The organism is Pedobacter sp. SAFR-022, assembly GCF_051965375.1.
GTDB lineage: Bacteria > Bacteroidota > Bacteroidia > Sphingobacteriales > Sphingobacteriaceae > Pedobacter.
Map to the genome: position 1 here is coordinate 408,662 of NZ_JBQCME010000003.1, position 12,416 is coordinate 421,077.

Sequence of the window (12,416 nt, forward strand, 5' to 3'; positions counted from 1 at the left end):
AATTACTAAATATAAAACATTGAAAGTCTACACATTAAAAGACCTGTCTAAACAAGATATTCAGAACCTCTGCTTACGACAACTGGAGGATGACGGCAGCATCAAAGCACGGGTTTCAGCAATTGTAAAACAGGTAAAACAGGATGGAGATGCAGCATTGAAAGCCTTTTCCCTGCAGTTTGACAAGGTTGATCTTACTAAGCTGTACCTGGACAAAACTGAACTTGCGGAAATTGCATCAGCTATCCCGGAAAACGTTAAAACAGCTATTGATACAGCATACAGCAACATCAAACGCTTTCACGCAGCACAAATCCATAAAGAAGCCGCAATAGAAACGATGCCCGGTGTAACATGCTGGCGTGAAAATCGCCCGATTGAACGCGTAGGCCTTTATATACCTGGCGGTACAGCCGTTCTACCAAGCACCTTCCTCATGTTGGGAATTCCAGCAAAGCTTGCGGGTTGTAAGGAAATCATTGTATGTTCTCCGCCTCAACAAGACGGAAAAACGAACAGCTACCTGGCCTATTGTGCCATGCTGCTGGGTATCGACAGGATATATCTTGCAGGAGGTGCTCAGGCCGTTGCTGCTATGGCTTACGGAACGGAAAGCATCCTGAAAGTTGATAAAATCTTTGGTCCGGGAAACAGATATGTGACCCAGGCGAAGCAATTAATCCAGGGCACAACGCTGACGGCCATCGACATGCCGGCCGGACCTTCCGAAGTTTTGGTGCTCGCAGACGAGACTGCCAATCCGTCATACGTTGCTTCCGACCTCCTTGCTCAGGCAGAACATGGCGTTGATAGTCAGTCAGTACTGGTTGCTACATCAAGCAAAATTATAGCAAATACAATCGCTGAACTGGAAAAGCAGATTGCTGTGCTCCCACGTAGAACCATTGCGGAAAAGGCAATCCAAAACTCTTATGCTGTGCTGGTGGACGACCTAAACGCAGGTATGGACTTCAGTAATGTCTATGCTCCTGAGCACCTGATTCTGGCTACCTCGGCATACGAAACGATAGTTCCCCTCATCATAAATGCAGGCTCCGTATTCCTTGGCAACTTAACGCCGGAAAGTGCTGGAGACTATGCCTCAGGCACCAACCATACCCTACCCACAAGTGGTTATGCAAAAGCCTATTCGGGGGTTTCAATTGATTCTTTTATTAAGAAGATCACATTCCAACTAATTGATAAAACAGGTTTAAATAACATTGGCAATACTATTGAGACGCTTGCAGAAGCAGAAGGCCTGCAGGCACACAAAAATGCCATCACCATTCGTTTAAATTCAGAAAATGGATATTAACAGTTTACAGCGGGAAAACATAAAAAACCTGCGCCCCTACTCTACTGCCCGCGATGAGTATAAAGGCCAGGCCAGCATTTATCTTGATGCCAATGAGAATAGCTTCGGATCACCACTGCCTGCAGATTACAACCGGTACCCGGATCCACTGCAGCTCGACCTTAAAGATGCTATCAGTAAGATCAAGGGTGTACCCATTGAAAACACCTTCTTAGGTAACGGAAGTGATGAGGCAATTGACCTGCTTTACCGCGCCTTTTGCGAACCCGGAAAAGACAACGTTATTATCCTTCCACCAACTTACGGAATGTACGAGGTTTCGGCCAATATAAACAATGTTGAAGTACGCAAAGTAAACCTGCTTCCGAACTTCCAATTAGATCTTGATGGTATTGCTGAAGCGATCGATTCGAACACCAAAATGATCTTTATTTGTTCGCCGAATAATCCTACCGGAAATTCAATTATCAGAACGGATATTGAAACTGTTTTAGCGAATTTCCAGGGCTTAGTTGTGATCGATGAAGCGTACATTAATTATGCAAAACAAAGGAGTTTTATTAAGGAATTAACCGAGTATCCAAACCTGGTTGTAATGCAGACTTTTTCCAAAGCATGGGGCCTTGCTGCACTACGTTTAGGGATGGCATTTGCTGCCCGCCCAACCATCGACATTTTGAATAAAGTTAAACCTCCTTACAACATTAATCAGGCAACACAGGACCTTGCATTAGCTGCATTGAAAAACATAAATCAGGTAAACGAATGGATCAAGGTTACCGTTGAAGAACGTGACCATTTAAGTACTGCATTAACCGGACTTGAAATTGTAAATAAAGTTTATCCTTCTGACGCCAACTTTGTGCTAGCCGAGGTGACCGACGCAACCGGAATATACAACTACCTGGTGAACCAAGGCATCATCATCCGGGACCGCTCCAAGGTTACTTTATGCGAAGGATGCCTGAGAATTTCTATCGGCACACCTGCAGAAAACCAAACCTTAGTTACTGCCTTAAAAAACTATCAAGCTTAAACCACGATAAACCGAATTAACCAACAAATGAAAAAAGTATTATTTATAGATCGCGATGGTACGCTGATCCTGGAGCCAGCAGATGAACAGATCGATTCCTTTCAGAAGCTGAAGTTCTATCCAAAAGCACTGTACTATCTATCTAAAATCGCCAATGAATTGGATTATTCACTGGTGATGGTGACCAATCAGGATGGTCTGGGTACAGATTCGCACCCGGAGGCCAACTTCTGGCCCGTGCACCAGTTCATTTTAGATACCTTCGAAGCTGAAGGCGTACGATTCGAGGAAGTCATCATTGACCGGACCTTTGCACATGAAAATGCGATTACCAGAAAGCCAAATACCGGATTGCTCCAGCATTTCTTCGCCGAGGGCTTCAATTTGAAGGAATCTTTTGTGATCGGCGACCGCCTTAATGATGTGATCCTTGCGAAAAACCTGGGTTCGAAAGCCATTTGGTTGCGCAATAACGATCTTCTCGGCCAGAATGAGCTGCTTGAAAAAGCAGAAAGTCTGCAGGAAGTTATTGCACTGGAAACGCAGGACTGGGCGGACATTTACACCATGTTACGCGCAGGCACCCGTACCGTGCATCATGAACGCAATACCAATGAGACGAAGATCAGCATCGATATTGACCTTGACGGCATCGGAAAAGCATCCATCCATACCGGACTGAACTTCTTCGACCATATGCTGGATCAGATCGCCCGCCACGGCAGCATCGACCTTAACATTAAAACTGATGGCGACCTGCACATCGACGAACACCATACCATTGAAGACACTGGCATTGCCTTAGGCGAGGCATTTGCAAAGGCCATCGGCAATAAGCTCGGTCTAGAGCGGTACGGCTTTTGTTTGCCTATGGACGACTGCCTGGCACAAGCTGCGATTGATTTTGGTGGCAGAAGCTGGATTGTCTGGGATGCAGATTTCAAACGCGAGAAGGTTGGAGATGTACCAACAGAGATGTTTTACCACTTCTTCAAGTCCTTCAGTGATGCAGCAAAATGCAACCTGAACATCAAAGCGGAAGGTCAGAATGAACACCACAAGATTGAGGCAATCTTCAAGGCTTTCGCAAAAGCGATAAAAATGGCCATCAAAAGGGATCCAGAAAAATTAGTACTACCAAGCACAAAAGGCGTTTTGTAAATGATTGGGATTGTAAATTATGGTGCAGGGAATATTTTTTCACTCACCTCAGCACTTAAGCGACTAGACATCCAATATGGTATGATCAATGAAGCGGCAGACTTCGAGCAGTATAGCCACATCATCATTCCTGGAGTTGGCCATGCAGGCGCAGCCATGAAAAAACTCGAAGAAACCGGCCTCGTAGAGGTTATAAAAGCACAAACGAAGCCTGTTTTGGGCATTTGCGTAGGTATGCAACTGCTAACGGAACACTCTGAAGAGGGCGACGCAAAACTCATGAACATCGTGCCGGTCAGAACCAGGCTTTTTGACAAAGCCGGAAACATTAAAATACCACATATGGGCTGGAATAATGTATCTCCAAAAAACAATAAATTGTTCGAAGGTGTTGAGGATCAGGCACAATTTTATTTCGTACATTCCTACTTTATTGAATACAATCCTACATTTGATATTGCTACAGCAGAGTACGGAGCACCTTTCTCCGCCAGCATTCAAAGGGATAATTTTTATGGCGTGCAGTTTCACCCCGAAAAATCCGGCGCAGCCGGAGAACTTGTATTAAAGAACTTTTCAAAAATTTAAAGATAAAATGTATATAATTCCAGCAATTGATATTTTAGATGGCAAGGTTGTCCGTCTCAGAGAAGGTGATTACAACCAGAAAACAGTATACGACGTTTCCATCGCTGACATGATTGAAATGTACCATTCCAACGGTACCGAATATATACATATTATCGATCTCAATGGCGCCAAAGGCGACTTCAGTAATCAGGAGACCCTCTTTGAAATCATCCGCAAAACAGAGATGAAGGTTCAGTACGGTGGTGGTATCCGTACCATTGACCAAGTAACTAAACTGCTGGATGCGGGCATACACCGAGTGATCGTGGGTACACAGGCCATCACCAATCCAAATTTCCTTTCCGAGCTAAGTGAGGAAGTAGGCAAAAAGTACGACTATGCCAACCGCATCGTTGTTGCCATCGACGTTCTGGACGAGGTGATCAAGTACTCGGGCTGGATGGAAAGCTCTCCAATTAAACTGCTGGATTACGTTGATAAGTGTTTGTCACTTGGCTTCTTCCGCTTTCTATGTACCGACATCAATAAAGATGGTAAGTTAGGCGGAGCGGCAGTAGATCTTTACAAAAAGCTTTTAGATCACTCTCCATTCATTAAGCTGATCGCTTCGGGAGGAATCAGTTCTATGGCCGACATTGAGGAACTTGCCAAATACAACATTCGCTCTTGTGTAGTTGGTAAAGCGATTTACGAAAACCGGATCAGCATTGACGAGATTAAACAATGGAACCTTAAAGCGCTGTCCTCATTGTAAATATGCTGAGTAAAAGAATTATCCCCTGCCTGGATGTAAAAGACGGCAGAACAGTAAAAGGCGTAAACTTTGTAAATCTTAGCGATGCCGGCGACCCGGTGGAGCTTGCCTGGCAATATGGCCAGCAAGGTGCTGATGAACTGGTATTCCTGGACATTACCGCCACACATGAACGCCGTAAGACCATGATTGAAATGGTAAAAGCTGTGGCCAGCCAGCTAAACATCCCTTTTACCATTGGTGGCGGCATCACCTCAGTCGCAGATGCCGAAGCGCTACTGAGTGCCGGCGCTGATAAGATCAGCATCAACTCCGCAGCAGTAAACAATCCCCTGTTAATTGAACAACTTGCAAGCGCCTTTGGCGTACAGTTCGTTGTGGTAGCGGTAGACACGAAAATTGTGGATGGTAAAAATCTGGTGCACCTGAATGGCGGCCGCAAGGTTACAGAACTGGAAACGGAATCCTGGATCAAACAAGCAGAATCAATGGGTGCAGGAGAAATCCTGCTGACCTCCATGGACCATGATGGTACTAAAAACGGCTTTGACTGCGGACTACTGGCTACTGTTTGCAGCAGTGTTAACATTCCGGTTATCGCATCCGGTGGTGCCGGCAACAAGGAACATTTCGTAGATGTATTTAAACAAACTGGCGTAGATGCTGCCCTGGCGGCTTCGGTCTTCCATTTCGGAGAGATCGCTATACCAGATCTGAAACAAGAATTAAAAAAGAACGGCATACCGGTAAGGTTATGAATATAGATTTTGAAAAAAGTAATGGCCTTGTACCTGTAGTTATACAGGATGTACAGACCTTAGAAGTGTTGATGCTGGGTTACATGAACGAGGAAGCATGGACCAAGACACAAAACGAGGGTGTTGTAACCTTCCTCTCCCGCACTAAAAACAGACTGTGGACAAAAGGTGAAAGCAGCGGAAACTTCCTGCATGTAAAAGAGACTTACCTGGATTGTGATAACGATACCTTATTGATTAAGGTAACCCCTATTGGACCTACCTGTCATACGGGTAATCGTAGCTGTTTTAATACGCCTTACAACCAGAACTTCATCTTCCAGTTGCAGAACATCATTGCAGATCGTTATGCAAACCCCTCAGAAGAATCTTACGTAAACAGCCTGCGGAAAAAAGGCATCAACAAAATTGCCCAGAAAGTTGGTGAAGAAGGTGTTGAAACCGTAATCGCCGCATTAGCAGAAACGGATTTTGATTTTGTAAATGAAAGCGCTGACTTAATCTTTCACCTGCTCGTGTTATTACAGGAAAAAGGCAAGACACTAGAAGATATTGCGTTAAATCTGGAAAGCAGACATAAAAAGTAACATGCTGGTACTCGAAGAAACCCTTGTTGGCCACTCAAACCCAATTTACGCACTGAGCAGTGCTGTTGATCCAGACCGCTTTTATAGCGCCGGAAATGATAAAGGTGTTGTAGAATGGTCGCTAAGCAGCATGACCTATGTAAAAATACTCCTGCCTGTGCAAAGCTCCGTTTATGCTTTGCACAGGTTCAATGATCTTTTATTCATTGGCCAACGCAGTGGTACCATCCTGGTTTACAACACCCAGACCGCACAACTGCTGGCCAGATTAGACCATCATAAAAAAGGTGTTTTCGACATCAAGACGATCCCTTCTAAAAACGAATTGATCAGTACGGGTGAAGAAGGTAATGTGGTGATCTGGTCTTTATCAGATTTCAGCTTCTTATATGAGTTCCCGGTCATCAATAATACGCTACGTGTTGTTGAGCTTAGTAAAGACGAAAAGATCATCGCCATCGGCGCAAAGGACGGATTGATCAGGCTGTATAATTCGGAGGACTATTCACTGTTTAAAGTGCTAGAAGGCCATACCCTTCCGATAACATCGATCCAATTTGATCCTACAGGTACGTACATGATCTCCGGCAGTCGCGATGCACAGCTTAAGGTCTGGAGCCTCTTAGATTTTGAGCTACAGAAAAACATCCCTGCACACCTTTTCAGCATTTACAGCATTGTGTTCCATCCTACGCTGCCCTATTTCGCAAGTTGCAGTCAGGACAAGAGCATTAAACTTTGGAGCAGCCGTGATTTCCGGCTTGTCAAAATTTTGAGCAATGAAAAGAATACCGGCGGGCACTTTCACTCCATTAACCACATGATCTGGAGTGCAGATGGAAAATACCTGATTTCCACCGGAGACGACAGACACATCATGATCTGGCGTGTGGAGGATTAGTCATGTTCACAAAGCATTATGCAGGCCTAATGAAAACGCTTGATGATGCGGAGTTTATGGGTGTAGCGTTTTAGTTCCTTGTTGAAAATGCCTTGATCATCAATCGGATCTATTCGTACCTGTCCGGAAGCATGTATAATCTCTTTTTGATTCAGGAGAATACCAACATGGATAATTCGACCTTCATCATTGTCAAAGAAAGCCACGTCACCAGCTTGAACCTCCGGCAGAAAATGAACGGTTTCGCCTTGCAGTGCCTGCTGTGAGGCATCGCGTTGGAGCTTGATACCAGCTAATTTATACACGATCTGTACAAAGCCTGAGCAGTCAATTCCAAACAATGTCCGCCCGCCCCACAGATAAGGCGCATGCTGGAAAAACAAAGCGCTAGTGATTACGCGCTCAAGCCGCTGATCCGGGTTCGGCTGCAAGGGTTCAAAGTTGACTTTGTAAGTTATATCACCAATCTTGCAAGAGCCTTGCTCATAGGCTGGGAGATTACTACCTGCAGCCAGGTAGATCTTGCTGCCATCTTCGAGCAAGAGGCTGTTTATGGGCGCTGCAGGAGCCAAATACTGGTGTTCAGCGGTCGCAGCAGCCTCATCTGTGCCGATAGTAGTCAACTGCTTAAAATCCATGAAACCTTCATAGCCCTCAAACAAGTTCCGCACCTTGAGCCATTTATCCAATACTTCAAGAATGATCACCTGATCTCCAAAAAGTAGTTGCGAGACAATTTCTGCCTGATCCTTCGGAGCAGATCTTAAAGGGGCAATCGACACCCGACAGATTCCAAATTCATTTTCCATTCAGGTATAAAACTAGTGAAAGCCTGGTAAAAACGTACATTAAACATTATATAGATGGAAATTGTTATAGGTGTACAAACCAAAAACCAGCAGATATGAATGTTAAGAAAGTACTAATTGCAGTAGATAACAGCACCGCCTCGGAGAAGGCAGCGCGTGTAGGCTACGAAATCGCACAAACATTCGGTGCTGAAGTAGCTTTGGTAAATGTTATTGAACCGCTTCCCGCAAACGTAAATCCTGATATGACACTGGCACCAGTGTTTTTGGAAACTTATGATAATAGTGAAGACAATAGCCACATCCTGCTTAAGGAAATGGAAGACAAATACGGCAATGGCATTTCTACCACCTATTTAAGTGTAATGGATAGCGCCGCTCATGGTATCATTCAGCAATCCGAAGAGTGGGGCTCCCACCTGATCGTGATTGGTACTTATGGCCGTACAGGCTTATACCATTTCCTGATGGGTAGCGTTGCTGAGCACGTCGCGAGAAAATCTGCCTGCCCGGTACTCATTGTCCCAAACAAGGCAGATGTTTAATCCCCTACGATGCAGCAGTGGTAGTCATGTCCTTTACTTCGTGGCTGCTGCCAATGTCAGAAGAAAAACGGAGTCTTCTAGGGCCAGAACACTGTGCGGAATTCCGGCATGAAGTGTAAGCATTTGAGCAGTTTTACGTGGTGATTTCTGCAATTCAGTGCTAAAATCGATGTACCCTTCAAGAACCTGCACGCTGATTATACCCGGAGCAGTATGCGTTTTTAATTCTGCACCTTTTTTAAGGGCCATCAATACGATCCGCATTCCATCGGTTTTGAAAATGGTAATTGCATTACGGTCACTCTTCTTATAAGTGTCTTCTTCCTTAATTTGTATTGTTAGTGACGATAAATCCATTGTCACCATTGCTGCGTCGAGTGAGCGTGCACCTTCAGGACGTAAGGACGTTGACTCGTTGGTTTTACGTTCCATAGTCAAAGCCTTAATCATGTTGTGCGTAAGCTTGCTGCTCGACGTGCCATAACCATCCACTAATGTTCCCTTCAAGTTATGCTTTGCAGACGAGATTGCATATACAATAGCGGCATCAGCCGGATCAGACGGTCCTTCAAAACGGTAGTGTTTGTCTACTACAAAATCCTCCGGATAAATCTTTAAGGCATTTGAGTGACAAACAACACAGTTATCATCCAAATTGAAGTCGACAGTATACCCCTTTGCTTTAAGGTTATTTAGAACTTCCGAAACGGTGGTCATTGTGTCCATAATTTGCTTTTTTCGAAATTTACATATAATTATCCGGCTTTCTAGCCCCTGCGATAAATACGTCTATGCTGCATATGCTCCGGATGCCCTAAACATCAGCAACAAAAACAAACCATGTATAGCCATATCAGGACAAGACAACTTCGGGTCAAACGCACATCAACCGCACATCAAACCCAGATGAAAGGCACAACGACCGCAGGAATCATGTGGGTTCCATCTGCCTTTGATCTGCGGTTTATAACGCCCTCTTGTGTGTTTTACCAAATGCGACAACTGAGCTGCCTTACCAAACGTAAGTCGCTACCGCACCTGCCGGCAGACTGGCTTCGGCTACTTTCCCCTTATGTTTAATATTAAAGCTGCTGGCTGCCGAAGCAGTATTTACAACAATTAACACCGTTTTTCCATCTGGCCTTTTAAACGCTACATTATCCAGTTTATCAACAAGGTTAGATGCAATTCGTACAGATCCCGCCGGCACAAACTTACTAGCATGACCAATAATGTAGTAAGCGACATTTCTGCTAACGCCATCACCTATAGTTAGTGCGCCTAAGCAACTGGTACATCCTCCAACTGTGTGTGGCTTGTACTGCGGATCGGCAGCCAGGTTCCACTCCAGCACGTTTTTGCTCCAGTTCCTGGTTGCACCGATGATCAAAGTGGATACATGCCATTTCAAGTCTTCAGGGAAGTTTGAAGGACCACCAACCCACTGTTCTGTGAAGTACAGGTTCTTGTCTGGAAAAGCTTCATGAACGGTTGATAGTGCCTCTATTTTACCACCGTATAAGTGGAAAGCCGAACCATCAACGTATTTAGCCGCTTCAGGATCTTTAAGAATGGTGATCGGGTAATCCGGCCGGTCTGCATTATGATCATACACGATGATTTTGGTTTTTACCCCAGCTGATTTAAATGCAGGTCCCAAAGCGGTTTTGATAAAGTTTGCCTGATCCTGTGCTTCCATATACATACTCGGTACGTTTCCGGGGTGTAAAGGCTCATTCTGAATGGTTATGGCGTCAATAGTGATACCTTCAGCTTTCATCGCTTGGATGTATTTCACGAAATAATTCGCATAAGATTGATAAAATTCAGGCTTGAGGCTTCCCCCTTTGAAGCTATTGTTATCTTTCATCCATGTTGGTGGCGACCATGGAGAACCCATGATCTTTATTGCCGGATTTATGGCCACAATTCTTTTCAGGACAGGAAGGAAATCCGTTTGTTCCATCGCTAAGGAGAACTTCTCCTGATTAGGATCGGTTTGCCCTTCAGGTAGATCATTGTAACTGAAAGGTGCTGCGCTCAGATCAGACGCCCCTATACTAATGCGTAAATAACTTACACCGATGCCGTTATTCTTCGTGGAGAACAGCTCTTTTAACAGGGAATCTTTAGTGACCTCCGGAAGCTTGTTAATTAACGTGGCACTACCGCCGGTAAGGGTATAACCAAAACCATCTATAGACTGGTATGTTTGCTTGTCATTGATTTCAATCACTGGCCCGGCAGTCGCCGTCGCTGTTGATGTAAATGACAAGCCTTGGTTCTGTTTTGCAAGCAAAGATTTTTGATCTCCAGTGGTTAACCAAATACCGGTCTCTGCGTTAGTAGAAGCGCTGTTTATCATTTTTGTACCGGAGCAAGCAACTAACATGGCGCCAGCCAGCAAAGCTGTATACGGCAACGCCTTTATACTTTCGAACTTTTTTATGTTCATATTTTAGGGGATTTATGTTTTTAAACAGGTTATTAGAAGGGCATAAATGATAAAGGCTGATTGCTCAGCCCTTACCCTTTCTAAATTCTATCTCATGTTTGGATTTCTGTCGACTTCAGTTTGTGGGATTGGCCAAAGTAATTTCGCTTCAGTAACATTGTAGTTCAGCGGATTACCGTTGCCATCCTTTTGTGCATTCATGACGGTGACTGCACGTCCGGTTCTAACCAGGTCAAACCAGCGGTGCCCTTCGAAGGCTAGTTCGAGTCTGCGTTCTTTTTCAATTGCCAGTCGCATGGAGGCTTGATCGGCTGCAGCAGTTGCAGGCAGGTTTACGCGGCTCCGGATTTGATCTACCAGCTGTTTAGCCTGAGCCCAGCCGCCGGCAGACAGCTCGTTTTGTGCTTCTGCTTTAAGCAACAGAATATCTGCCAGACGTAGAATGTAAGTGTCTGTCTTATCATCTGCGCGGTACTTATTAATGTGTGGATACGTTTTTGGATCCTTCCAGTAGTCATCATCCCAGCCAATACCATCGGTGAAGATGCTTGAGCTTTTGCGAACCTGGTCCTGCTCTGCATCAAAGGTATTCACCAGGTCGTTGGTTGGTGTATTGAACTTCTTCCAACCCGCGCCAAAGAGTTGGCTAGGCATCCAGTTACCGTGTGCGCCACCCCATCCATCATATTGCATTTCCCAGATTGCCTCTGAATTATTGTCGTGCTGCGAATCCCAAAGCTGATCGTAATTAGCCATTAAAGCATAACCATTATTGATCGTCGCATCCGCGTGTTCCAACACTTTCGCCCAATCCGGGTTTGCCTGTGTAGCATAAACCTTGGCAAGCAGCGCATTTGCTACACCTTTCGTAATGATGCCTTTGTTGGCGGATGTTGCACGTGCATGTGCCACACCATACTCCAAGTCTTCCTTTATCTGTGCGTAGATCGCTTCTACAGACGCTTTGGCGGGTTGAAATTCTGCATCTGTGGATGGAATTTTCAATACCAAAGGTACTGATCCCCATAATCTTACGAGGTTGAAGTACATGTAAGCACGCATGGTTCTTGCCTCTGCAAGGATCTGCTCACGTCGTCCGCCTTCATCCAGTTTAGGGTCCTGAATGTTGGGTACGTTGTCGGTCACCAGATTACAGTTCTTAATATCGCTGTACAGCGAGTTCCAGTCGCGGCTGATATTGCCGTTCGTAGCATTAACAATGAAAAGATCAATCTGTATGTTGGCTGGGTTATCCCCTCCTGCATAGGCATTGTCTGCCATCGCATCACCATTTACCAGGAAATCGTTGATGTGATAGTCGTTGTACATGCCATCATATACACCCTGAATGAGTTTTTCGGCTGCCGCTGCGTCTGCAAAGGCTACTTCCGGCGTTACCTGACTAATGGGTTGTTTATCCAGGAAATCTTTTTTGCAGCTTGCAAAGCTAATCGTAACTGCAGCTGCTGCTATAATTGAGTATTGTCTGAGTTTCATTTTT

General features: G+C 44.9%; 13 protein-coding genes. 9 read left to right on the forward strand and 4 right to left on the reverse strand.

From position 1 onward, the window contains the following. The first annotated feature begins 19 nt into the window (after positions 1-19). The 8 genes from hisD to ACTHQF_RS10275 are packed head-to-tail and all read left to right on the forward strand — an operon-like array spanning position 20 to position 7,106. Positions 20-1,318 carry a histidinol dehydrogenase gene (gene hisD, locus ACTHQF_RS10240; protein ID WP_440430114.1) on the forward strand — a complete coding sequence of 433 codons (1,299 nt, stop codon included), beginning with the start codon at positions 20-22 and terminating at the stop codon, positions 1,316-1,318. Further along, positions 1,308-2,354, forward strand: a complete 1,047-nt coding sequence (gene hisC, locus ACTHQF_RS10245; RefSeq protein ID WP_440430115.1) for a histidinol-phosphate transaminase — start codon at positions 1,308-1,310, stop codon at positions 2,352-2,354. The genes hisD and hisC overlap by 11 nt, the downstream gene beginning before the upstream one ends. Before the next feature lie 27 nt (positions 2,355-2,381). Then, positions 2,382-3,515: a bifunctional histidinol-phosphatase/imidazoleglycerol-phosphate dehydratase HisB gene (gene hisB / locus ACTHQF_RS10250; protein WP_440430116.1), complete on the forward strand. Its 1,134-nt coding sequence runs from the start codon at positions 2,382-2,384 to the stop codon at positions 3,513-3,515. Next, positions 3,516-4,103: an imidazole glycerol phosphate synthase subunit HisH gene (gene hisH / locus ACTHQF_RS10255; RefSeq protein ID WP_440430117.1), complete on the forward strand. Its 588-nt coding sequence runs from the start codon at positions 3,516-3,518 to the stop codon at positions 4,101-4,103. Positions 4,104-4,110: 7 nt separating this feature from the next. Then, on the forward strand, positions 4,111-4,860 hold the full coding sequence (hisA, locus tag ACTHQF_RS10260) for a 1-(5-phosphoribosyl)-5-[(5-phosphoribosylamino)methylideneamino]imidazole-4-carboxamide isomerase (protein WP_440430118.1): 750 nt from the start codon (positions 4,111-4,113) through the stop codon (positions 4,858-4,860). A 2-nt stretch (positions 4,861-4,862) separates the two neighbouring features. Next, positions 4,863-5,618 carry an imidazole glycerol phosphate synthase subunit HisF gene (gene hisF / locus ACTHQF_RS10265; RefSeq protein WP_440430119.1) on the forward strand — a complete coding sequence of 252 codons (756 nt, stop codon included), beginning with the start codon at positions 4,863-4,865 and terminating at the stop codon, positions 5,616-5,618. Further along, on the forward strand, positions 5,615-6,205 hold the full coding sequence (hisIE, locus tag ACTHQF_RS10270) for a bifunctional phosphoribosyl-AMP cyclohydrolase/phosphoribosyl-ATP diphosphatase HisIE (protein WP_440430120.1): 591 nt from the start codon (positions 5,615-5,617) through the stop codon (positions 6,203-6,205). Before hisF ends, hisIE begins: the two co-directional genes overlap by 4 nt. 1 nt (position 6,206) lies before the next feature. Then, positions 6,207-7,106, forward strand: coding sequence for a WD40 repeat domain-containing protein (locus ACTHQF_RS10275; RefSeq protein WP_440430121.1), 900 nt, complete (start codon positions 6,207-6,209; stop codon positions 7,104-7,106). Between the two features lie 26 nt (positions 7,107-7,132). On the opposite strand, the gene ACTHQF_RS10280 is transcribed toward ACTHQF_RS10275, so the two are convergent. Further along, positions 7,133-7,915 (reverse strand): C40 family peptidase, encoded by a 783-nt coding sequence (locus ACTHQF_RS10280; protein ID WP_440430122.1) that lies wholly within the window; start codon positions 7,913-7,915, stop codon positions 7,133-7,135. A 95-nt stretch (positions 7,916-8,010) separates the two neighbouring features. On the opposite strand from ACTHQF_RS10280, the gene ACTHQF_RS10285 reads away from it, so the two are divergent. Beyond that, entirely contained in the window at positions 8,011-8,460 is a 450-nt protein-coding gene (locus tag ACTHQF_RS10285) for a universal stress protein (RefSeq protein WP_440430123.1), read from the forward strand. A gap of 33 nt (positions 8,461-8,493) precedes the next feature. On the opposite strand, the gene ACTHQF_RS10290 is transcribed toward ACTHQF_RS10285, so the two are convergent. The 3 genes from ACTHQF_RS10290 to ACTHQF_RS10300 all read right to left on the reverse strand — a co-directional run bounded on the left by ACTHQF_RS10290 (position 8,494) and on the right by ACTHQF_RS10300 (position 12,412). Further along, entirely contained in the window at positions 8,494-9,186 is a 693-nt protein-coding gene (locus ACTHQF_RS10290; RefSeq protein WP_440430124.1) for a cupin domain-containing protein, read from the reverse strand. Between the two features lie 286 nt (positions 9,187-9,472). Further along, positions 9,473-10,915: a glycoside hydrolase family 30 protein gene (locus ACTHQF_RS10295; RefSeq protein WP_440430125.1), complete on the reverse strand. Its 1,443-nt coding sequence runs from the start codon at positions 10,913-10,915 to the stop codon at positions 9,473-9,475. An 87-nt stretch (positions 10,916-11,002) separates the two neighbouring features. Continuing rightward, positions 11,003-12,412: a RagB/SusD family nutrient uptake outer membrane protein gene (locus ACTHQF_RS10300; RefSeq protein ID WP_440430126.1), complete on the reverse strand. Its 1,410-nt coding sequence runs from the start codon at positions 12,410-12,412 to the stop codon at positions 11,003-11,005. Positions 12,413-12,416: the final 4 nt, after the last annotated feature.

Excerpts from the sequence above, each read along its gene's own strand:
- hisC (WP_440430115.1), top strand. The coding sequence starts at position 1,308 with ATGGATATTAACAGTTTACAGCGGGAAAACATAAAAAACCTGCGCCCC.
- hisB (WP_440430116.1), top strand. The coding sequence starts at position 2,382 with ATGAAAAAAGTATTATTTATAGATCGCGATGGTACGCTGATCCTGGAG.
- hisH (WP_440430117.1), top strand. The coding sequence starts at position 3,516 with ATGATTGGGATTGTAAATTATGGTGCAGGGAATATTTTTTCACTCACC.
- hisA (WP_440430118.1), top strand. The coding sequence starts at position 4,111 with ATGTATATAATTCCAGCAATTGATATTTTAGATGGCAAGGTTGTCCGT.
- hisF (WP_440430119.1), top strand. The coding sequence starts at position 4,863 with ATGCTGAGTAAAAGAATTATCCCCTGCCTGGATGTAAAAGACGGCAGA.
- hisIE (WP_440430120.1), top strand. The coding sequence starts at position 5,615 with ATGAATATAGATTTTGAAAAAAGTAATGGCCTTGTACCTGTAGTTATA.
- ACTHQF_RS10275 (WP_440430121.1), top strand. The coding sequence starts at position 6,207 with ATGCTGGTACTCGAAGAAACCCTTGTTGGCCACTCAAACCCAATTTAC.
- ACTHQF_RS10280 (WP_440430122.1), bottom strand. The coding sequence starts at position 7,915 with ATGGAAAATGAATTTGGAATCTGTCGGGTGTCGATTGCCCCTTTAAGA.
- ACTHQF_RS10285 (WP_440430123.1), top strand. The coding sequence starts at position 8,011 with ATGAATGTTAAGAAAGTACTAATTGCAGTAGATAACAGCACCGCCTCG.
- ACTHQF_RS10290 (WP_440430124.1), bottom strand. The coding sequence starts at position 9,186 with ATGGACACAATGACCACCGTTTCGGAAGTTCTAAATAACCTTAAAGCA.
- ACTHQF_RS10295 (WP_440430125.1), bottom strand. The coding sequence starts at position 10,915 with ATGAACATAAAAAAGTTCGAAAGTATAAAGGCGTTGCCGTATACAGCT.
- ACTHQF_RS10300 (WP_440430126.1), bottom strand. The coding sequence starts at position 12,412 with ATGAAACTCAGACAATACTCAATTATAGCAGCAGCTGCAGTTACGATT.